The 22608-nt window shown below is 39.0% G+C and carries 21 protein-coding genes and 2 pseudogenes; 20 read left to right on the top strand and 3 right to left on the bottom strand.

What is annotated here, in order from left to right; all coding sequences use genetic code 11:
- Positions 1–138 precede the first annotated feature (138 nt).
- Complete coding sequence (gene rpsD, locus NDM98_RS07245; protein WP_251605818.1) at positions 139–741, bottom strand: 30S ribosomal protein S4; 603 nt, start codon at positions 739–741, stop codon at positions 139–141.
- 464 nt (positions 742–1205) lie between these two features.
- Between rpsD and NDM98_RS07240 the strand changes: the two are divergent.
- Positions 1206–2909: pseudogene (locus NDM98_RS07240) on the top strand (GAF domain-containing protein); the annotation flags it as partial.
- Between the two features lie 105 nt (positions 2910–3014).
- A pseudogene (locus NDM98_RS24580) lies at positions 3015–3451 on the top strand (GGDEF domain-containing protein).
- An 18-nt stretch (positions 3452–3469) separates the two neighbouring features.
- On the opposite strand, the gene msrC reads toward NDM98_RS24580, so the two are convergent.
- On the bottom strand, positions 3470–3949 hold the full coding sequence (gene msrC / locus NDM98_RS07235) for a free L-methionine (R)-S-oxide reductase MsrC (RefSeq protein WP_251605813.1): 480 nt from the start codon (positions 3947–3949) through the stop codon (positions 3470–3472).
- Positions 3950–4137: 188 nt separating this feature from the next.
- On the opposite strand from msrC, the gene refZ reads away from it, so the two are divergent.
- On the top strand, positions 4138–4791 hold the full coding sequence (gene refZ, locus NDM98_RS07230) for a forespore capture DNA-binding protein RefZ (protein ID WP_251605812.1): 654 nt from the start codon (positions 4138–4140) through the stop codon (positions 4789–4791).
- 73 nt (positions 4792–4864) lie between these two features.
- Here the strand turns inward: refZ and hisJ are convergent, their stop codons facing one another.
- Entirely contained in the window at positions 4865–5686 is an 822-nt protein-coding gene (gene hisJ / locus NDM98_RS07225; protein WP_251605811.1) for a histidinol-phosphatase HisJ, read from the bottom strand.
- 283 nt (positions 5687–5969) lie between these two features.
- Here hisJ and NDM98_RS07220 point away from each other — a divergent pair, with 283 nt between their 5' ends.
- The 17 genes from NDM98_RS07220 to NDM98_RS07140 all read left to right on the top strand — a co-directional run bounded on the left by NDM98_RS07220 (position 5970) and on the right by NDM98_RS07140 (position 22485).
- Entirely contained in the window at positions 5970–6167 is a 198-nt protein-coding gene (locus NDM98_RS07220) for a septation ring formation regulator EzrA (RefSeq protein WP_251605810.1), read from the top strand.
- 1 nt (position 6168) lies between these two features.
- Entirely contained in the window at positions 6169–7659 is a 1491-nt protein-coding gene (locus tag NDM98_RS07215; RefSeq protein ID WP_251605809.1) for a septation ring formation regulator EzrA, read from the top strand.
- 96 nt (positions 7660–7755) lie between these two features.
- Complete coding sequence (locus NDM98_RS07210) at positions 7756–8901, top strand: cysteine desulfurase family protein (RefSeq protein ID WP_251605808.1); 1146 nt, start codon at positions 7756–7758, stop codon at positions 8899–8901.
- Positions 8898–10103 (top strand): tRNA uracil 4-sulfurtransferase ThiI, encoded by a 1206-nt coding sequence (gene thiI / locus NDM98_RS07205; protein WP_251605805.1) that lies wholly within the window; start codon positions 8898–8900, stop codon positions 10101–10103. The genes NDM98_RS07210 and thiI overlap by 4 nt, the downstream gene beginning before the upstream one ends.
- Positions 10104–10186: 83 nt before the next feature.
- On the top strand, positions 10187–10387 hold the full coding sequence (locus NDM98_RS07200; RefSeq protein ID WP_251605802.1) for an alpha/beta-type small acid-soluble spore protein: 201 nt from the start codon (positions 10187–10189) through the stop codon (positions 10385–10387).
- A gap of 967 nt (positions 10388–11354) precedes the next feature.
- Complete coding sequence (locus NDM98_RS07195; RefSeq protein WP_251605799.1) at positions 11355–12956, top strand: amidohydrolase; 1602 nt, start codon at positions 11355–11357, stop codon at positions 12954–12956.
- A 57-nt stretch (positions 12957–13013) separates the two neighbouring features.
- A complete protein-coding gene (gene sppA, locus NDM98_RS07190) occupies positions 13014–13997 on the top strand; it encodes a signal peptide peptidase SppA (RefSeq protein WP_251605797.1) in 984 nt (327 codons plus the stop codon).
- 16 nt (positions 13998–14013) lie between these two features.
- The gene (locus tag NDM98_RS07185) at positions 14014–14586 is read left to right on the top strand and encodes an RDD family protein (protein WP_251605795.1); all 573 of its coding nucleotides are present in this window, start codon (positions 14014–14016) and stop codon (positions 14584–14586) included.
- A gap of 84 nt (positions 14587–14670) precedes the next feature.
- Positions 14671–15294 carry a DUF2953 domain-containing protein gene (locus tag NDM98_RS07180; protein ID WP_251605793.1) on the top strand — a complete coding sequence of 208 codons (624 nt, stop codon included), beginning with the start codon at positions 14671–14673 and terminating at the stop codon, positions 15292–15294.
- 24 nt (positions 15295–15318) lie between these two features.
- Positions 15319–15744, top strand: coding sequence for a GerW family sporulation protein (gene ytfJ / locus NDM98_RS07175; RefSeq protein WP_251605792.1), 426 nt, complete (start codon positions 15319–15321; stop codon positions 15742–15744).
- 82 nt (positions 15745–15826) lie between these two features.
- A complete protein-coding gene (gene tpx, locus NDM98_RS07170; RefSeq protein ID WP_251605791.1) occupies positions 15827–16327 on the top strand; it encodes a thiol peroxidase in 501 nt (166 codons plus the stop codon).
- A gap of 105 nt (positions 16328–16432) precedes the next feature.
- The gene (locus tag NDM98_RS07165; protein WP_251605790.1) at positions 16433–17419 is read left to right on the top strand and encodes a class I SAM-dependent methyltransferase; all 987 of its coding nucleotides are present in this window, start codon (positions 16433–16435) and stop codon (positions 17417–17419) included.
- Positions 17420–17672: 253 nt separating this feature from the next.
- Positions 17673–18863, top strand: coding sequence for an acetate kinase (locus NDM98_RS07160; protein ID WP_251605788.1), 1191 nt, complete (start codon positions 17673–17675; stop codon positions 18861–18863).
- A 260-nt stretch (positions 18864–19123) separates the two neighbouring features.
- Entirely contained in the window at positions 19124–20338 is a 1215-nt protein-coding gene (locus NDM98_RS07155) for an argininosuccinate synthase (protein WP_251605785.1), read from the top strand.
- A complete protein-coding gene (gene argH, locus NDM98_RS07150; RefSeq protein ID WP_251605782.1) occupies positions 20335–21723 on the top strand; it encodes an argininosuccinate lyase in 1389 nt (462 codons plus the stop codon). The genes NDM98_RS07155 and argH overlap by 4 nt, the downstream gene beginning before the upstream one ends.
- A 63-nt stretch (positions 21724–21786) precedes the next feature.
- Positions 21787–21933, top strand: coding sequence for a hypothetical protein (locus NDM98_RS07145; RefSeq protein ID WP_251605780.1), 147 nt, complete (start codon positions 21787–21789; stop codon positions 21931–21933).
- Positions 21934–21948: 15 nt separating this feature from the next.
- Positions 21949–22485 (top strand): hypothetical protein, encoded by a 537-nt coding sequence (locus NDM98_RS07140; RefSeq protein ID WP_251605778.1) that lies wholly within the window; start codon positions 21949–21951, stop codon positions 22483–22485.
- The last annotated feature ends 123 nt before the right edge of the window (positions 22486–22608 follow it).

Genomic DNA, 22608 nt, shown 5'->3' with positions numbered 1-22608 from the left:
TTTCAGAAAAAATTAGCCGAAAACCACAGATCTATTTATTTTAATGCTGTTTATTGCATCGATCTAAAAAAAACCTTGAAGCGTTGTTGTATCAACGTTTTCAAGGCTTTTATGTTTCTTAAAATCAATCCGTTTTTCTTAACGTGAGTAGAACTCAACGATAAGAGCTTCAGTGATTTCAGCAGGAAGTTCAGTACGCTCTGGAAGACGAGTGAATGATCCTTCAAGCTTTTCTGCATCAAATGATACGTAAGCAGGTACGAAGTTAGTTACTTCGATTGCTTCTTTGATAGCAGTTAGGTTACGTGAAGACTCACGTAGACCAATTTGTTGTCCTGGTGTTACGCGGTAAGAAGGAATATCTACGCGTTTACCATCAACAGTGATATGACCGTGGTTTACAAGTTGACGAGCTGCACGACGAGTGCGAGCAAGACCTAAACGGTAAACAAGGTTATCTAAACGAGACTCAAGCAAGATCATGAAGTTCTCACCGTGGATTCCGTTCATTTTACCAGCAATATCAAATGTGCGACGGAATTGACGCTCATTTACTCCGTACATGTGACGAAGCTTTTGCTTTTCTTGTAGTTGTAAACCGTACTCAGAAAGTTTCTTTCTTTGGTTTGGACCGTGTTGGCCTGGAGCGTAAGGACGCTTTTCTAGTTCTTTACCTGTTCCTGTAAGTGAAATCCCAAGACGACGGGATAGCTTCCAAGATGGACCTGTATAACGTGACATAAGGTGAATCCTCCTGTTATTTTGAATGTTGCAAAATAACAACCTCGTGGCAATCTCTCAGACTAGACGTTCTATTTTCATGTATCTTCGCTTCGACAGCAGGAAGTTACGCGATACACCTCAAATACGCAGCCGCTTTGAGGAATAGAATCAACCTACACTAAGCTTACCTTGGCTGTCTCATTTCACACAATCTTGATTATATCTACTAATAAACTGTAAGTCAATGACCTAATTTGATAATGCCTCATTTAATAAGAAAAAAGTCATGGCAATTTGGTAGGTATTGCATTATAATCAAGGTGTATTATCACAAAATATTGAAAAAAATTAATCGTATATAACTACTAAAAACTCAGGCAGAAAACAAATTTAGGTTTATATAAAGATAAAGTAAGGAATGTAGAGAATAGAAGAACAAATGATAAATGAGACATTAGTCTTACTCTGTGGTGGTGAACTAAATGAACGGTGTAGGGAAACTATTTCAAAATGAAGAGTATTTGCCTTTATGGGATAAAGTATTTTTTTCTGAGAAAAATCCATTTGATTATACGAATTCGTTCATTTTTACCTTGAGGACGGATCATGAGATTGTTTCTGCAAAACAGATAGGGCCAAAATCTGCAGGTCTCGATGCAGCGTTCACAAATTACTATCATAACCGCAAAAACAATGATTTCTTGCTTTTGGATGAACAATATACGTACATCGAGTCTGATCAGTATGTACATGTTGAACATGCCCCATTAATAAAAGTAGGTTTACTGACTCGAATGGAGCCCAAACAGCTTCAACATCTACCCAATTTATTAAACTGGGTAGAAAAAACAATGTTCCCTCCAACCGCTTCCTTTATGAATGTGGAGCAATTACTGGAGGCCTCAAATTATCAGATACGATTTAAACCACTAATAGAAGCTTTGTTTAGACTAAATGATCAGCTTCAATCACCCCTTAAGTTAATATTACTTGAGCGTCGCGAAATGGATTTTAAGCATAAAACAGGATGGGATCATCTATCTTCTTCCGTTATTAAACTGGGGGAACAAAAGGTTAGTGAGCTTCTTGATGGGGTTAAATCTAGCACAAATATGATCGAGATTTCAGGTGAGGTCACAGATCAAGAACAAGCTGTGCATACCGTCATTCCTTTATTCTATGAGGAAACTAGCTTCGCATGTATCATTGCTTCAACAGACGAACAGCACCAACATTCTATGAACGTATTCAAGTCGGCTTCAAGATGGTTACAACAGCTTCTACAAAAGGGATTTAAAGTAGACCGTGATGAAAACGAGGCGAAAAAAAAGGATTTGCTGTTAGAAGTAACAAAAAAATTCTATTCAACGATGGATATTAGTGAAGTGTTAGCTAAGATTGTTTATGCCATTAAGCAAACATACCCGTCGTTTAACGTCTATTTAATGCTTTCACATGAATGGGAAGTCCGTGAAGAACTGCCGATTAAACCGTTAGTATATGGATCCGAAGGCATGAATACCAAGGCTGAGCATGCGTTTTTAACAGGAATGAAACAAATAGAAAAGAATGACAAAAATCAAATTGTTCATCTGTTTATGCCATTAAGGGGGAAACAGGGAATATACGGGGTTCTTGAAATCCGTGCGACAAAGGATGATACCTTACCAAAAGAAGAGATATCATTTATCGAGATCTTAGCAGATACTGGAGGTAATGCATTAGAGAATGCAGAGCTATATCAACAGTCGCGAGATTTAATTCATGACCTTAAGCTGATCAACAAAGCGACTCATCAAATTAATATGAACTTAAATTTGAATGACTTAATAAAGAGTATGACACACCAGATTCAAGAGGCTTTTGGAGCACAAGAAGTTGGATTTTTTCTATTTGATCGCAATGATCATACTGTTATTCATCAAAGTGGTACGGTCTTTTTTGAATCTGGTGAGAATTCAGAGCAACTGAATCCACTCATTCAACAATTATTAATTAAAAAAGACCCTATTTATATGGGCGATACAAGCTTACATGCAGAAATTGATACGGGACCATTTCGATCTCTGCTCGCCATTCCAATGCTCCAGAAAGAAGCAGTACACGGCGCAGTTTTTGTTTTTCATCAAGAATCCTATTATTTCACCTTCGAAAGTTTCAAATTGCTTCAATCATTAGTGCACCATTCTACATTGGCCTTCACAAATACTCTCTTGCATGAGGAACTTGAAAAGCTTGTGATTACTGATCATTTGACAAGTCTTCATTCAAGGAATCATTTGGAAGCTAGTATGGATCAATCAATCTTAGAACATGAGAAAGGCACGTTCCTTCTCATAGATATAGATAACTTTAAGAGTATAAATATACATACGGTCACCAAATTGGAGATGAAATTATTGTTCAAGTTGCCAATATTATTCGAAACAACATTCGTGAAACAGATATTGCAGCTAGATGGGGTGGAGAAGAACTTGCTGTCTATCTTCCAAAAGTCGAGCTTGCTACAGGCACTGAGATAGCCAAACGAATTGTAAAAGCGGTTGCGCTTGAGACAAATCCGTCAGTAACCGTTTCCTGTGGCGTGTCTTTTTGGGACAGAAGGAATACAAACTCAACGACCTCAGAGCTACTGTTTAAAGAGGCAGATACTGGATTGTACAAGGCCAAAGGTGACGGTAAAAATCAAGTATTTCTCAATACAAAAACAGATCACGATTCTGAATAGCGTGATCTGTTTTTATTTTTAAAGATGTTTAACTAAAATCTCTGCAAATTGATGAAGGTATTTTTCGTCCTCGTCACTAAATCGATCTAAGCTAGGGCTGTCGATATCTAAAACGCCAATGGTTTGACCGTTTTTAATAAGAGGAACAACGATCTCTGAACGAGAAGCTGCGTCACAAGCAATGTGACCTGGGAATTGATGAACATCGGCAACACGAATGGTTTTTTGCTCGGCTGCAGCTGTCCCACATACACCCTTACCAAAAGAAATTCTGACACATGCAGGCATGCCTTGGAAGGGACCTAAGATTAACTCGGTTTCTTTTGTTAGATAAAAACCAACCCAATTGACGTCATTAAGAAATTGATTCAACAATGCGCTTGCATTTGCTAAATTTGCAATGGAATCTGTTTCTCCATCAAGTAGAGCGTCTAATTGTTTATTTAACAAAGTGTAAGCCTCAGCTAGGTTCTGAGAATAAGAAGAAGATTGAAACATTCATTTCACTCACTTTCATAACATAATAATCGACTTTAGTTTACATGAAGCAGTACAATTCAGCAAAAACAATGTATTTTATATGAGATTTTGTCAAACGAATTATCAATCAAGGCCGTGATCTCATGCAGGGCTTGTAGCAAAAAAGGCGAATTATATAGGAACAATAGTCTTAGTGGAGGGGTCACATGAGCGAAGCAACCAAGGTTAAAATCTTAACATCAGCAACGGCATTGTTTCAAAGGCAAGGATACCACGGAACATCTGTCAGGGATATTGCGCAGGATGCATCTGTTAACATTGCTTTGGTTTCATATTATTTTGGCGGAAAAAAAGGCTTATTTGAGACGTTGATGATTCAATTCTATGAAGGTTATATGAGGGAATTGGACAAATGCTGCAAATCAGGTACCAAGGAGTCTGCGTATGAATCGGTAATCTCGCTAGTACGGATACTAATTGACTATCAACGTTCACAACATCAGCTTGCTCGTATGGTGCATCGTGAAATGTCATTTGACTCTACATTGGTAAGAGAGGTGATGGCTACTTATCTGCAAAAAGAGAAACATGAGCTTTCACGAATGATTAAGCAAGGAATTGCGTCCGGGCAGTTTCGTAAACAACCTATTGATTTTGTGATTATTCAGCTTCGTAGCATGATTACTTTGCCATTTATGTCTCCACAATATTTATGGGAGCTCTTTCAGTTGTCACCTAAGGAGCCCTATTTTACGGATCGTTATATGGATCATTTAAAAGAGTGGATTGCCTCCGGTTTAGGAGTAGAACCAGTAAAAACACAAATAAGCATACCAATAAGAGTTAGGAAGATGTATTAATGATAGTACTTATATAAAGAAGCTGTTCGAAAGCCGTACGTGGCATTTGAACAGCTTCATTTAGTTTGTAAACTTATGATGAGAGTGGTGAGTCGAGCGGAACACCCGTGTACTCGTTCCACGCAATCGCTAGTTCTTTAGCTTGATGAGCATCTGATCCAAAAACGAGTGGGATCTCCATTTTTATTGCTTGTTTTAGAACTTCAGGTGGCGGGTAACTTTCTTTACATAGTGGTTTTCTTATACCAACCACATTGTAATCAAGTGAATAACCGTTTGTTTGAATAGCTTGTAGAATGTCGTTTATTTCTTTATCAAAAGATTGTGTGGGAGGGATCCTCTTCTGAAATTTGTTTGCTAATGTGATATGCCCAATACGATTCGGTTTATAGGTGCCGAGATTTGCGTTAATGGACTGCAACACAGATTGATAATAAAGATGATGGACCGCATCAACTGATCCGACTGCTTGGGCGATGTCCAGAAAGATCTCCGGACTATAATCCATGCAATAAAAGCTATTTTTATGATTCAAAAAGTGTACAGAGAGAATGCTGTCTGTAAGTAGTGGACCCACTTCATTAAGCAAGGCAGATGTTTGGTCTTCAAACCCCTCAATAAAATCAACCTCAAGTCCAATTCCTATCTTCAATTCCTTGTTGTACTGAGATTGAATAGATTGAACATGCTCAATGTATGTGTATAGCTGCTCTTTGGACATCGCACTGTCCTGTGTTGGCGATGGGTCAATAAATCCATCAGGTAGAGGCGCATGTTCAGTAAAAGAAAGCCCGCTTAGTCCCAATTTAATGGCTTGCTCACAGTAACGATTTAATGCATCCTTTGTGCCATGCGGACAAAAAGGGGTGTGGACATGTCCATCATATTTAAGCAAATTCTCACGTCCTTCTCTTGTTTTTATGAAAAATAACTCTTTCGTGTAGTAGGTTACAGAATAGACAAATGATTCCTAGAAAAGAAGCACACAAATAGATGGTTTCATGGTATCATAATACATACTTAAATGTAGAAAGAACGCGATAATCTTACGAAAAAAAGAGGAATTTGCGGATCATTGCAGAACTTACTTATAAATTGACTTATTTGTCACGATCATTAACTACATACATACTAAGCGAAACCTGCTTTGCTTGGAGCAAGAGAAGGGAGTCCCTCACGTGTTTTATGTTATTCTATCGATCCTTGCGATTGCGATAATTGCCTATATAGTGGGCATGTACATACGTAAGAATATTTACAAAGACGTTGATAAATTAGAAGAAAAGAAAAATGGTTTATCTACCAGACCAATACCTGAAGAAATTGCCAAGGTTAAAAAGCTGCAAATGGCTTGGAGAAACAGAAGAGAAATTTGAAGTGTGGCGCAATAATTGGGATGAGATTGTTGGGCAGATTATGCCTGATATTGAAGAAACGTTATTTGATATTGAAGAACATGCAAATAAATATCAAATTAAAAAAGCCAAGGAACTTGTCCATTCAACAAATGAGCGACTTGATGCAATTGATAGTCAGTTGGATATTATGGTGGATGAGATTGAGCAACTCGTCTCGAGTGAGCAGAAAAATCGTGCTGAAATTGGCGAACTGCGTGAAAAGTATACAAGCCTTTCGAACGATCTGCTAAAAAAACGCGGATCATTTAATGAAGCCATTCAAATATTAGATGAAAAGATGGCACATGTAAAAACAGGTCTTGCTTCATTTGATGAGGCAACAAAAGAAGGTAGTTATCTTCAAGCAAGACAGGAATTGCTCCAACTACGAGATATTCTTCAGCATGTGGAAAAACAAGCAGAAGTCATTCCAAAAATGATGGTACAAGTGAGAACAACAATTCCTGCAGATATAAAAAACCTAGAGAACGGTATAGCCGATATGAAAGAAAAGGGCTATCAGCTTGATCCGCTAGTTCTCGAGCCTAAACTAGAAGATATGAAAAAAGAAGTGGAAGACATATTAGTTGAACTAAAAAGCCTTAACACGGAAAAAGCGGAAGAACGTATGACCGCAATTCAAAATCAAATCGACCAAATTTATGATACGTTAGATAATGAAGTTCAATCAAAGAAACAAACGTTAGAGCAGCTTCCAAACCTTAAGCATCAGTTAGATATAACGAGTAAAGAGCTTCACAAACTGCTTGGTGAGCTAGCACATGTTCAACAAAGCTATCGATTAGCACAAGAGGAAGTTGAATCAAAGGAACAACTTTCTAAACAGCTTACAGAAATGAGCAACCAGCTTCAAGTCATTGTTGATGTGACTGAAAATGAAAAACAAACATTTACTTCTATTTATGAAATGGTAAATGAGTGGGAAGAACGTTTGCAAGAATTATCAGAAACGATTAAACAAGGTTCAGGAAAATTATACGAATTACGAGAAGAAGAGTTAAAAGCAAAAGAAACCATTTCAAGGTTACGTGCCATAATGCTTGAAGGCAAACGTGTGATACGTAAAAGTAACATCCCTGGACTTCCGGCGAGAGCCCTGGAACAATTGGAAGAGGGAGATAAGATGGTTCAAGAAGCTGTTGAACTCTTAAATCAAGTGCCTCTTGAGATGAAACAGGTTACTGAAAAAGTTGAACAAGCGATCTCAATTATTGAATCGAATGATGAATTAATTGGAGAGACCATTAAAAGTGCCGAGCTTGCAGAGCGAGTGATCCAATACAGCAATCGATATCGCAACCGAAGTGAAGAAACCCGCAGCTTGCTTGCTCAAGCAGAACGATTATTTCGACATTATGAATATGATGAGGCCATTGAATCTGCTGTTCGCGCCGTTGAACCTTTTGAAAAAGGTATTGTCGAACGAGTGTCAGAGCATGTTTCAGCCTAAAAACTCCTTCTTGGTAAGGAGTTTTTTTTCGCTCCTTTGTCAATTCATTAAGATGATGCTACTATATACGGATGCAAGTAAAGGAGATCTAGATGGATGATTTATCTCGATAATAGTGCAACAACGCGTCCTCATAAAGAAGTAATGGAAACATATATGACCGTTTCTGAACGTTTTTTTGGTAATGCCTCATCCCTACACCGTTTAGGAATGGAATCCGAAAAAGTATTAAATCGAGCAAGGTCGTTAATGGCTGAGTTATTAGAAGTAGAAGTATCATCAATTTTGTTTACATCTGGCGGAACAGAAAGTAACAATCTTGCCATTAAAGGTTCATTGATGTCTTCATTTCAAAAAGGGCATCACGTAATTACAACGGCTTGTGAGCATGCGTCCATTTATCAAACCTATAAATCACTTGAAGCACAAGGATATCAGGTGACGTATCTGCCAGTCGATGAGCATGGACTTGTGTCGATTACAGATCTAGAACAAGCGATTACAAAAGAGACGTCATTAGTCTCCATTAGTCATGTTAATAATGAAACAGGTTCAATTCAGCCGATTGAAAAAATGGGAGAACTCCTTCATGATTATCCTAAAATTCGTTTCCATGTGGACCATGTTCAAGGTGCTGGTAAAGTACCATTATCAATCAAAAAGTCACATATTGACCTGCTAACGATATCGGCGCATAAGTTTCACGGGTTAAAGGGTACGGCAGTGTTGTATGTTCGTCCAGGTCTTCATCTGTCACCTCTTTTTCATGGTGGTGAGCAAGAATCTGGATTTAGAGGCGGAACTGAAAATGTTGCTTGGGCAGCCGCTATGGCAAAAGCTTATAAAATGGAGCTAGCCAAATCAAGATCAGGCGTCGATGAGCTTAAAAAGTTACGCCAACAACTGATTGAGCGTATTGTAAAATCAGAAAAGCTAGTACTTAATTCAAACTCCAAATACGGAGCACCTCATATTATCAATTTATCTATTCCTGGATATAAGCCAGAAGTTGTTGTGCAAAAGCTTGCAGAGAAAGAGATTTATGTATCAACTCAGTCCGCTTGTTCATCTAAATCAAATGAACCAAGCCGAGTATTACTTGCCATGGGAAAAAATGAAGAGTTAGCTGGCAGTGCCATTAGAATTAGTTTATCTTACGAGTCATCAGAGAAAGAAATTGAAACCTTTTTTTCTACATTAAATGACTTATTGCCTAGTATAAGAAAAGTGGTGAAATCGTGAAATACGATCATATATTAATTCGTTACGGAGAACTAGCATTAAAAGGAAAAAACCGAGTCTCATTTGAAAAACAGTTGCTTGCTAATATTCGGCATGTGCTGAAGCCAATTCAAGGCTTAAAAGTAAAACGAACATTTGGACGAATTGTGGTTGAATTATTTGAAGTAGAGCCAGGTCCAGTTGTTGAATTACTTAAAAATATCTTCGGCATCCATTCCTTTAGCCTTGCTATTCGCGTGGATCATGAAGTACTCGACATGCAAAAGGCCGCTTTAAAGGCTGTGCAAGAATCAGAAGGAACTGCTCGTACATTTAAAATCGTCACACGACGTGCCTACAAACCGTTTCCTATTGATTCACAAACTTTAAATCATAAAATTGGCGGATATGTGTTAGCTAACACCGAGAATCTCACTGTGGACGTCCATAATCCTGATGCTACAATTCGAGTAGAGGTTAGAGAGACCGCAGCCTATATCACAACGGATGCATTTAAAGGAGCCGGTGGACTACCAGCTGGAACAAGTGGCAAGCTATTATTAATGCTTTCTGGAGGCATTGATAGTCCTGTAGCTGGTTATTTAGCAATGAAACGTGGCGCCGATCTTGAAGCCATTCATTTCCATAGTCCTCCTTATACAAGTGAACGTGCAAAACAAAAAGTAATGGATCTAGTTAAGCGATTAAATGAGTTTGGTGGTAATATCAAGCTGCATATTGTGCCGTTTACAGATATTCAAACACATATACGAGACGAAGCACCAAGTAATTTTCAAATGACCATTATGAGACGTATGATGATGCGAATCGCAACAAAAGTAGCAGAAGAGAAGGGTCTGTTAGCTATAGCTACAGGCGACAGTCTTGGACAGGTCGCAAGCCAGACCTTGCATAGTATCCACACCATTAACGAGGTGACAAACTATCCAGTTATCCGTCCATTAATTACGATGGATAAGCTTGAGGTTATGGACTTGGCGAAAAAGATTGGTACGTATGAAACCTCAATCCTTCCTTATGAAGATTGTTGCACCATCTTTTTACCACCCGACTCAAAAACGAGACCATCACGAAAACATGCCAATAAATTTGAGCAGTATATCAAGGTAGATCATTATGTCACTCAGGCTGTTGAAGGCATTGAAACACTTGATTTAACAAAATTGGATGACGTAGAACAAGCAATTGAAGACTTATTTTAAAATGATATAAATTTTACCAAAAGTATCTATACATGTTTCTCGAATCCTGGGTCATTCTATTAGTACCGAAGGAGGTGAGAGACATGGCAGATAACAAAAGTTCAAACCAACTTGTAGTACCTGGCGTACAACAAGCTCTTGACCAAATGAAATACGAAATCGCTTCTGAATTCGGTGTCCAATTAGGACCAGATTCTACAGCACGTGCTAACGGTTCTGTAGGAGGAGAAATTACTAAACGTCTTGTGCAAGCAGCTGAAAAGCAACTAGGCGGAGGCTATTAATATCATACGTTTTGGATTTAGAGGGAGCATTCACTGCTCCCTCTTTTTATTGTGATTTTTGATTGACAAGTGAGATAAGTTCAACAGACAAAAGGGATAAAAATGTACATTTTTATTAATTGAGATGGAATTTGAGGGATTACCAAGAAGTGGTGCTCCTTAATTAAGAAGAACCACTCTTTAGACAAGGAAGAAAGCGAACGAAGCAAGAGCCAAAACGGCATATTAAGAGAGAAATATACTTTGTTAAGAGCAATACGGTGGGACCAAGAGCGCACTTTCCATACAAAGAGAGAAGCAGGCACCACCAAGAGCCAACCCTCCATACAAAGAGAGAAGCAGGCACCACCAAGAGCGCACCCTCCATACAAAGAGAGAAGCAGGCACCACCAAGAGCGCACCCTCCATACAAAGAGAGAAGCAGGCACCACCAAGAGCCAACCCTCCATACAAAGAGAGAAGCAGGAACCACCAAGAGCCAACCCTCCATACAAAGAGAGAAGCAGGCACCACCAAGAGCCAACCTTCCATACAAAGAGAGAAGCAGGCACCACCAAGAGCGCACCCTCCATACAAAGAGAGAAGCAGGAACCACCAAGAGCCAACCCTCCATACAAAGAGAGAAGCAGGCACCACCAAGAGCCAACCCTCCATACAAAGAGAGAAGCAGGAACCACCAAGAGCCCACCTTCCATACAAAGAGAGAAGCAGTAACCACCAAGAACTCACCCACGTTACCAATAGCTAAGCATCAATTACCAAGCTCTAACCCTCTTTACCAAGAGAGTCGCAGCAAACACCAAGACGTTGCAGCGTCTACCAAAAAAGAACCTCGTCCACCAAGAGAGAGATGAGTTGAACAGACATCGAGTAGGAGCAGAAGTTTAAGCAAAGATATTGCTGTTCTCTCATGAATCTGTCACGATAGATGAATAAAGTGTGTAGATTATTTGAAGGGAAGATGAAAATGGGAACACTTTGGCATAATGGGACGTTTTTTACGCTAAAGCAGCAAGGTGAAGCGGTTGATGCGGTTTATGTAGTGGATGGGAAAATTGTGGCGTTGGGTACAAAAGAAACGTTGCTTCAACAATTTAAGCAGGACATTACCGTGATCAAAGATATCAAAGGGGGATATGTCTACCCCGGATTTGTTGATAGTCATTTACATATGGTTGGGCATGGGGAGAAGCTACTTAGTCTCGATTTATCAAAAGCGACGACTTCTTTTGAGATGAGGGAGTGGCTTGTTCAAAAAGCAAAAGATTCCACTCAGCATGATTGGGTGCTAGCTGAGGGGTGGAATGAGAATAATTTTGCGGATAAGAAGATTTTTCATCGTCTTGAATTAGATGAAATTAGTCCAAATAAACCTTTATATGCTTCGAGAGTTTGTCGTCATGCTGCGTTGGTTAACACAGAGGCCTTGCGAAGAGCTTGTATTAGTCGCGATACGCCAGATCCTCAAGGGGGAGTCATTGAACGGGATCAATCAGGTGAGCCAACTGGTTATTTAATGGATGCGGCTGTTGATCTTATTAAAGAAGTGATGCCGCCAGTTGATCGAGAGTATGTGTATCAAGCTCTTAAAAGGTCGATTGAAGACCTGTTGGCTCAAGGGATTACAGGCGGCCATACGGAAGACATGAATTATTATAATGGTTTTTCTGAAACCATTGATGTCTTTCAATCGTTAATACATAAGGATAAGTTTCGTTTCAGAACCAATTTGCTTGTTCATCATGAGCAAATTGATGAAATGAGTAGACTTGGCTTTGGGCCTGGCCCGTTATCTGACTATCTTGAAATTGGTTCAATGAAAATTTTTGCAGATGGTGCACTTGGAGGAAGAACCGCTCTTCTATCAGAACCATATTCAGATGATCCTGATAATTCTGGTGTTGCCATGCATAGTCCAGAGGCATTAAAAGCACTTGTAAAAAAAGCGAGGGACTATCACATGCCAGTAGCTATCCATGTAATAGGTGATGCTGCTCTTGAGCAGGCGATTGCCGCGGTTGAAGAATTTCCTCCAATTGAAGGTCGCGATCGTTTTATCCATTTGCAGGTTGCGAGACCGGACTTAGTTAATCGCTTAAAGCCACTTCAAGCTATTTTGGATTTACAGCCTCGGTTTGTAGCAACTGATTTTCCGTGGGTAGAGGATCGTTTAGGACCAGATCGACTCCCTTCGTCCTTTGCTTGGAAAACGCTTTTAGATGCAGGCTTACATTGTGCTGGTGGCTCAGATGCACCAATTGAACCGCCTGGTCCGTTGCTTGGTATGCATGCAGCGATTACGAGACGCCACCCAGATGAGGCTCGGCATGCTGGCTACTTGCCTGAACAAAAACTGAGTCGTTTTGAAGCGATTCAATTATTTACTTCTGGAAGTGCATATGCAACGGGTCATGAGGAAAAAAGAGGATTTATTTCAGAGGGTTATGATGCTGATTTTACGGTATTAACTCATAACCTTTTTACATGTGACATTGAAGAATATTTAAGTGCCGAGGTATTGATGACGATTGTTGATAATACGATCATGTATAAAAACGAAGAGAAATAAACTGGTTTTTTATGGTATGATGTTGGATGGTTAAAAAAGCAATGAGGGAGTGGGAGAATGAACTGGAAACGTTGGACAGCATTGGGAGTAGTAGCTGGGTTATTAATTATCTCTACTATTACAAATTTGGCTGTAGGTTTTTATCAGATAGATTTTGATGATTATGTGAGTTCAGACTTTGCCGAAACAACAATTCAGGATGGAGCTGCAGGTAAAGTAGTTGTATTAAATTTAGATGGTGTCATTCAAGATACTGGTGCTCAAGGTTTATTTAGTACAGAAATGTATGATCACCAAGCTTTCTTAACTCAAATTGAAAGTGCTGGCACGGATCCTAATGTAGATGGGATTATTATAAGAGTCAATACGCCAGGTGGCGGGGTCCTAGAAAGTGCTGAAATTCACGATAAGATTGTAGAAGCACAAGAACTACGTGATACACCTGTATACATATCGATGGGTAATATGGCGGCTTCTGGCGGTTATTATATCGCGGCATCAGCTGACAGAATTGTAGCAAGCCCTAATACCATTACAGGTTCTATTGGTGTTATTATGGAATCGATTAATTTCTCTGAACTTGCGGAGAACTATGGTGTGAAATTTAATACGATTAAAAGTGGAGAGTTTAAGGACATTATGTCTCCATATAAAGAGATGTCTGATGAGGAACGTGATATTCTTCAATCCATGGTAGATGAATCTTATGAGGAATTTGTTCGCATTATAGCTGAAGGAAGACAAATGGATGAGAGTACGGTTCGAGACATTGCAGATGGTCGTATTTATAGTGGAAACCAAGCCTTGGAGAATGGATTGGTTGATGATCTAGGTGACCTTGAAGATACAATTGATTTATTAAGTGAAGAACTTGGTGGTGGAGATTATCAAGTGGTAACGTATGATTATTCAATGGGGATGTATGACTTTTTTGGAATGACAGCACAGAAGATGTTTGGTCCAGACCCAGAGTTAACCGTACTTCAAAAGTTGATTTTTGAAAACCGTGCACCATCACTTAAGTATCTATATGCGGAATAGGAAGGGGAGCTGATATATGGTTAATCATACTGCGTCTACTCCTCTTGCTCGTTCCAGGAGAGCTCGCTTAAAGAACCAAGAGACAGTGGTATCTCTAAATGAAGAGCAACTTCTACTAGAATCATCTGAGCAACCTGTTGAATCTGTAGAAGCTCAACAGTATGCAGGCTTTTGGGTACGCTTTTGGGCTTTTTTACTCGATATGCTTGTTCTCTTCTCATTAAATAGTTTATTTATTCGTTCGTGGTTTGTGTTCTTAGATGATGGCGTTCAATCAATTGGACCATTTGCTACTCTAACATTTATTCAAGCGGGTACGTTTTTCTTGTATTTTGCGCTCATGACGAAATTTTTTGGGAAAACAATAGGAAAAATGGTGCTTGGTATTAAGGTTGTGTCAGCAGACGGTTCACCACTAACTTGGAAGCAGATTATCTTCCGTGAAGGAATAGTACGTTTGGTTTATCATATTCAAATATTTACTATATCAATGTTTATGTGGCTGTATTTATTTGTGGCATTTGTACCAACCAAAAGAGGATTACATGACCTTGTAGCTGATACGATGGTTGTCCATGATAAGAAATAAGAATGACTAGTCATAACCCGTCCTAACTGGACGGGTTATTTTTGCATTTATAAGGATAAAATAGTATGAGAAAGGGGGTAAAATATGATTTGGGTTTGGGTCAGTATTCTTATTCTTCTACTTTGCATCTGTGCAATGAAAGTAAACGTGAGTGTCAATTATGCTCTTATTAATCAGAAACAATCGTTAACACTTATCATTAAAATTTTTTCTTTGAAAATTTATACATATAATATGCCTCAAAATAAGGCGGAAGTTAAAACAGAGAGAGAAGCAACGACTGTTGCGAACGAGTCAAAAAGCAAAAAGCTGAATTTCCTCACCTTATTAATGGCTTTTCAAAAAATAAAAGAGTGGGAAACTTATATTTTAAGATTTCATAAACTCATTCGACCTAAATTTAAAAATGTAACTGTACACAAATTTCAATGGAATACAGAATGCGGATTAGGTGATGCCGCTATTACGGCACAAGCAATAGGTTATTTATGGACAGCAAAATCGATGTTAGCGGGATTGTTAAGTGTGTATTTAACAGTTCCTGCTCTTCCAGAACTTCGAGTAGCTCCAATCTATCAGCACCAACTTACACAAACTCAGTTTAACTGCATGTTTTCGTTTCGAATTGGACATGCTATTCGTGCAGGAATATCGGTTCTGTTGCATTGGAGAAAACGTCCAATATCAAAAACAAGAAGTGAAAAATGAAGTGAAATATAAGGAGGGCATAACATGTCGGATCATCCAATTCAAGGTTTAATGAAAACAGCGATGGAAAATTTAAAAGAAATGGTGGACGTCAATACAATTGTTGGAGATCCGGTTGAAACGCCAGATGGTAGTGTTATTATGCCGATTTCCAAAGTTGGTTTTGGTTTTGCTGCTGGTGGTAGTGAATTCATCATTGATCATAAAGGTCAGTCAGCTGATGACCATACACATCCATTTGGTGGCGGTAGTGGTGGTGGTGTATCTATCACACCAATCGCATTTTTAGTGGTAGGGAAATCAGGCATAAAAATGATCCATTTAGATAGTCAAACACATTTATATGAACGATTGTTGGATTTAGCTCCACAGGTTACAGAAAAAATTCAGCAGATGCTTCGATCATCGTCCCATGAAAAAGGTAAAGATCCAGAGCATCCTCCATTCTAAGAATGCAGTTTGCTTGCTAGAAGGATAATTCTTCAAGTATGATGGAGGTTAAGCGTAATGAAATCATGAAGGAGGAATTATCATGGCAACAATCACATTTAAAGACAATCCGATGACGATATTAGGGAACGAAGTACAAGTAGGCCAAGAAGCTCCTGACTTTACAGTGTTAGCAAACGATTTATCAGAATTCAGATTAGCTGACTCACAAAACAAAGTGAGGATAATTAGTGTCATTCCTTCCATTGATACTGGCGTTTGTGATGCACAAACACGTCGATTTAATGAAGAAGCAGGGTCTATTGATAATGTTGAAGTCTTAACAATTAGTGCTGATTTACCATTTGCCCAAAGACGTTGGTGCGCAGCATCAGGACTTGAACATGTACAAACTTTATCAGACCACAAAGACCTTTCATTTGGTCTAGCTTATGGATTGGTCATGGAAGAATTGCGTTTGTTAGCGCGTGCTGTATTTGTAATCGACTCAAAGGGGACAATCGTTCACGCTGAATACGTTTCAGAGGGAACGGATCATCCTGATTATGAAAAGGCCATTGCTGCAGCAAAAACTGCTGAATAAAAATGGACAATCCCGCTGACTGTCAGCGGGATTTTATTGTGTGTACATATAATCTCCTGTACAATAACGAACAGTGTCACTAACTGGACAAAGGGAGTTGTAAAGATGACTAAAACAGAATTTAATGAGTTATATCGTTGCATAGATGAAGGAGCAATTCACTTAGAGAAACAAAAAGGCATCACGTATTTGGAAGCAATTGCCGAAGTAGGAGAAGCAATTTTTCAAGAAGCAAATAAAACAACTCAGCATGATGAAACAGAACAAACTCTTTTGAGCATACTAAGCCATATAGATGTTGAGTCACTTGAGAAAGAAACCGTTCGAAAAGCATTTCAAATGACTGTACTAAAAGGAATGAAAGGTGCTGTGCAACCGCATCATTCAATGACACCGGATGCCGTCAGTTTGTTTGCTTCCTATTTGATTAATAAGATTACATCAAATGAAAAATCAGCTATTCGTATTCTGGATTTAGCTGTAGGAACAGGAAATCTTTTAACCACTGTCTTAAATCATTCTCCTTTGAAGGTAGAAGCTAGTGGATTTGAAGCAGATGAAACCCTTTTACACATTGCTTTTGCAAATGCGAATCTTCAAAGGCATACGGTTGAATTGTTCCACCAAGACAGTCTGCAAATAGCATTAGCGCCAAGCGATATTGTTGTCACAGACTTACCCATTGGCTATTATCCCAAAGATGAAGTTGCATCTACCTATACATTAAAAGCAGAAGAAGGACATGCGTTTATTCATCACTTAATGATTGAACAAGGAATACGTTCAATCAATCCAGGAGGATATGCCTTATTTTTAGTACCGAATTTTCTGTTTGAAAGTGATCAAGCAGAGAAGTTGCACACGTATCTTAAGGAGCAAACAACGATCCTTGCCCTACTTCAGTTGCCAAAAACGATGTTTAAAGATCAACAACATGGCAAAAGCTTTTTGCTTCTACAGAAAAAAGGCGAAAAAACGACTGTACCTCGACATGCTTTATTAGCTGATCTTCCTTCTTTTGACAAGAAAGAAGCCTTAGCAGATATGATGAAGCAAATTAATAATTGGTTTGCCGAAGAATTAAAGCTGTAGTACAACACATTGAGCCCGGTCTAAAAGAAAAATATGTGAAGCGCTTTAAAGTCTTTTAGTAGGGCATTTTTAGCAAATAGTAGAACAGATTTCATTTTAGTGAAATGTATTCAGAATTCACTGACTTTCATTTTCGGAAGAGGAATATCGCCCGTAACACTTGAATTACAAGGATTTCGGTGCTTAAATATTAAAAGAGGGACATCCAAATTATAGAGATTAATGGTGTCTAAAAAAGGAGTGGGCTTTTTTTATGTCTAAAATTATTGCGATTAATGCTGGAAGTTCATCATTGAAATTTCAGCTATTAACGATGCCTGAAGAAGAAATTGTAACAAAGGGACTAGTTGAGCGTATTGGACTAGATAATGGAATCTTTCAAATTTCAGTTAATGGAACAAAAAACGAAACGATTACAGACATTCCTAACCATGAAGTGGCGGTTAAGCTTTTACTTGAGAAACTAACAGGTCTAGGCATTATTGATTCTCTTGATGAGATTAATGCCATTGGTCACCGTGTCGTTCATGGTGGAGAATTGTTTAACGACTCTGTACTAATTACGGATGAAGTTCTAGCAGGAATTGAGTCAGTTTCTGAGTTAGCACCGCTTCATAATCCAGCTAATATCGTTGGAATCAAAGCATTTAAAGACATCTTACCAGATGTACCTGCTGTTGCAGTGTTTGATACAGCTTTTCACCAAACAATGCCTGAGGAATCTTTCCTTTATAGTCTGCCTTATGACTATTACAAGGATTTTGGTATTCGTAAATATGGTTTCCACGGAACCTCTCATAAATATGTATCAGAACGTGCAGCTGAGCTCTTAGATCGTCCGATTGAGCAATTACGTATTCTTTCATGCCATCTAGGTAATGGAGCAAGTATTGCAGCCATCCAAGGAGGTAAATCAATTGATACTTCAATGGGCTTTACCCCACTTGCAGGTGTGACAATGGGAACTCGTTCTGGTAACCTTGACCCAGCATTAATTCCGTTCATTATGGAAAAAACAGGACAAACTGCTATAGAAGTATTAGATACACTTAACAAACGAAGTGGATTGTTAGGCTTAACAGGTTTCTCAAGTGATCTTCGTGACATTGAAGAGAAGGCTGCAGAAGGTGACGAGCGTGCTGAAACAGCTCTTAACGTCTTCACATCTCGTATTCATAAGTATATTGGATCTTATGCAGCTCGTATGAGTGGAGTAGATGCCATTGTTTTCACAGCTGGAATTGGTGAAAATAGTGATGTTATTCGTGAGCGTGTGTTACGTGGTTTAGAATTTATGGGTGTTTATTTTGATCCATCTCTTAATCAGGTACGTGGAAAAGAAGCATTTATCAACTTCCCGCACTCACCAGTTAAAGTTATTATCATCCCAACAAACGAAGAAGTCATGATTGCTCGTGATACGGTTCGTATGTCTGAGGTTTAAACGATAAATACCTACAGCTTTTTTCTTTAGAGTATATCTGAAGAAAGGAGCTGTATTTTTTTAAAAAGTTTTTACAAAGAAATATGCACTTTTCTCTTGCCAAAACCGTTTAGGCTTGTTAAAGTTATGTATATTAATAAGAAAAGATGATTGCTTATGCATTACATCTCTTTCAGTAAAACATGTTTGGCTCATTTTTTTTGAATGATTATGTATAAAAATAATAAAAAGAGTATGAATATTCATTGGAGGGACTAGTTATGAGTAAAGAGAAAGTGGTATTAGCTTATTCTGGAGGATTAGATACATCTGTTGCTGTGAAATGGCTAACGGATAAAGGATATGATGTCATTGCAGTAGGTCTTGATGTTGGTGAAGGGAAAGATCTTGAATTCGTTAAGCAAAAAGCGATAACAGTAGGTGCTATTCAATCGTATACAATTGATGCTAAAAAAGAATTCGCTGAAGACTTTGTACTTCCGGCACTACAATCACATGCAATGTATGAGCAAAAGTATCCACTTGTATCGGCTCTTTCTCGTCCATTAATCTCTAAGAAACTTGTAGAAGTGGCCGAGCAGACTGGAGCTACAGCCGTCGCTCATGGCTGTACGGGTAAAGGGAATGACCAGGTTCGTTTTGAAGTATCGATTCAAGCTCTTAATCCAGACTTAAAAGTGCTAGCTCCTGTTCGTGAGTGGGCATGGTCACGTGATGAAGAAATTGAATATGCAAAAAAACACAACATTCCAATTCCGATTGATTTAGATAATCCTTATTCAGTTGACCAAAATCTGTGGGGCCGTAGTAACGAATGTGGTATTCTCGAAGATCCATGGGCTACTCCACCAGAAGGTGCGTATGAATTAACAGCTCCACTTGATAAAACTCCTGATGTAGCGGACATTATTGAAATTGGTTTTGAAAAAGGAGTTCCGGTTTCAATTGATGGCGTTGCTTATCCATTACATGAACTGATCCTACATTTAAACGACGTGGCAGGAAAGCATGGAGTTGGACGGATTGATCATGTAGAAAACCGTCTTGTAGGTATTAAATCACGTGAAGTGTATGAGTGCCCTGGAGCTATCACACTTCTTAATGCCCATAAAGAGCTTGAAGATCTAACATTGCCAAAAGAAATGGCTCATTTTAAGCCAGTTGTTGAAAAGAAATTAACAGAACTTATTTATGAAGGACTTTGGTTCTCACCATTACAACCAACACTTCAAGCATTCTTAAAAGAAACACAAAAGTCTGTAACAGGTGTTGTACGTGTGAAGCTATTTAAAGGTCACGCAATTGTGGAAGGGCGTAAGTCAGAGAATTCTCTTTATAATGAGAAACTCGCTACGTACACTCCAGATGATGAGTTTGATCACAATGCAGCAATCGGATTTATTTCACTTTGGGGTCTTCCAACCAAAGTTCACAGCATGATTAATAAAGAAAAGAAAAAAGAGGTTACACTGTGACAAAACTTTGGGGCGGCAGATTTACAAAAACTGCTGAAGAATGGGTGGATGCATTTGGTGCATCCATCGGTTTTGACCAGGCTCTTGTTATGGAAGATATACAAGGTAGCTTGGCCCATGTCTCGATGCTCGGTAAGTGTGGCATTCTTTCCGCTGATGAGACCGATCAAATCAAAGCAGGACTTAAAACTCTCCGTGAAAAAGCAAAAGCCGGCGAACTTGAGTTTTCTGTGCAAAACGAGGATATTCATTTAAACTTAGAGAAGTTTTTAATTGATGAAATTGGTCCGGTTGGCGGAAAATTGCACACTGGAAGAAGTAGAAACGACCAAGTGGCAACGGACATGCACTTATATTTACGTAACGAAACACAAACGATTATGGAGGCAGTCCGAAATGTACAACAAGCCCTTCTAAATCAAGCGTCTGCTCACGTAGAAACGCTAATTCCAGGCTACACACATTTACAGCGGGCACAACCAGTTTCATTTGCCCATCACTTGATGGCTTATTTCTGGATGCTTGAGCGTGATTATAGCCGTTTTGAAGATAGTTTAAAACGGGTGAATGTGTCACCACTTGGAGCAGGAGCATTAGCTGGAACAACTTTTCCGATCGATCGAGCGTATTCAGCTGAGTTGTTAGGATTTGATGGTATCTATGAGAATAGCCTAGATGCGGTGAGTGATAGAGATTTTATTGTTGAGTTTTTAAGTGCTGCATCGTTAACAATGATGCATCTATCTCGATTATGTGAAGAGCTAATTCTATGGTCATCTCAGGAGTTTCAATTTATTGAAATGGATGATGCTTTTGCAACAGGAAGCAGTATCATGCCACAAAAGAAAAACCCAGACATGGCTGAATTGATTCGAGGCAAAACAGGTCGAGTATACGGTGGCTTATTTTCACTATTAACCACATTAAAAGGACTTCCTCTTGCTTATAATAAAGACATGCAGGAAGACAAAGAAGGCATGTTTGATGCCGTTCATACCGTAAAAGGCTCATTAAAGATCTTTGCTGGTATGATTGATACGATGGATGTTCGGACTGAGGTTATGGAAAAGGCTGTGCATAATGATTTTTCAAATGCAACAGAGCTCGCTGATTATTTGGCGTCAAAAGGCTTACCGTTCCGTGAAGCCCATGAGGTTGTAGGGAAACTGGTTTTAACGGCCATTAACAAGGGTGTGTTTTTACTTGGTCTCACTTATGAAGACTTCCAACAAGCCCACGAGCTGTTTGAAAAAGATATCTATGATGTATTAGAACCAAAAACAGTTGTTGCCAGACGAAATAGTGCTGGTGGAACTGGATTTGACCAAGTTCGAATTGCCTTAAAAAAGGCGGAAGCAATCCTCGGAGTACATGCTAACACATAATTTTGAATACCTCTTGCCATACTAGTGGTGAACGACTACTAGGATAGCAGGGGGGTTTTTTGTATGGAAAAGAAACAGGAAGAAGAATGGTCAATGAATATGTCTGAGTCTGAAAAAGAAGTGAATCAGCAATTAATGGATTCTTACAATATGGGAACGATTGAACAACACAAATCTTCAACTAAGGAAACAAAAAGCGATCGATTTTAAGCTGAGGTGAAATCAGTGAAAAAAGGCATGGTTGTATTCGTTGCACTACTTATGATTGGTATTTTAGCTTTACCTAGTCAAGCTATGGCTGGTGGTTTTGAGCTTATGCAGACTTTTTCCTTACGTATTACCGTTGTAGAGAATGGAACTGAACATGAGTGGGAATATGATAGTCCAAGTCATTATGAGTTTGAAACAGGAACAACAGTTATAAAAGGAAAAGAAGCTAAGATACAAGTAGATCAAATGATCTCCACACTTCAAATTAAGAAGGCACAAACACGTGAACAGTATAAAGAGGCTTTGATTCAGATGTATCCTAACTTAGAATCATTCGATATCCGATTTATTGATGAAGATGATCGACTATATACATGGGGCTTGGCAGAAGAAGGACTCATGAGTGGAGAAGAGGGTCTCATCATGAGCGGAAAGCTGAGCTCCATGAGCGGAAAGTCGAGCTCCATGAGCGGAAAGTCGAGCTCCATGAGCGGAAAGTCGAGCTCCATGAGCGGAAAGCTGAACTCCATGAGCGGAAACCGAGAACCATGAGCGGAAAGCCGAGCTCCATGAGCGGAAAGTCGAGCTCCATGAGCGGAAAGTCGAGCTCCATGAGCGGAAACCGAGCTCCATGAGCAAAAACAAGAACCTCATGAACAAAAAAGGAGCTCCCAC

This window comes from Alkalicoccobacillus plakortidis, from assembly GCF_023703085.1.
GTDB classification, from domain to species: domain Bacteria; phylum Bacillota; class Bacilli; order Bacillales; family Bacillaceae_D; genus Alkalicoccobacillus; species Alkalicoccobacillus plakortidis.
This window is presented reverse-complemented; position numbering and strand designations above follow the sequence as displayed.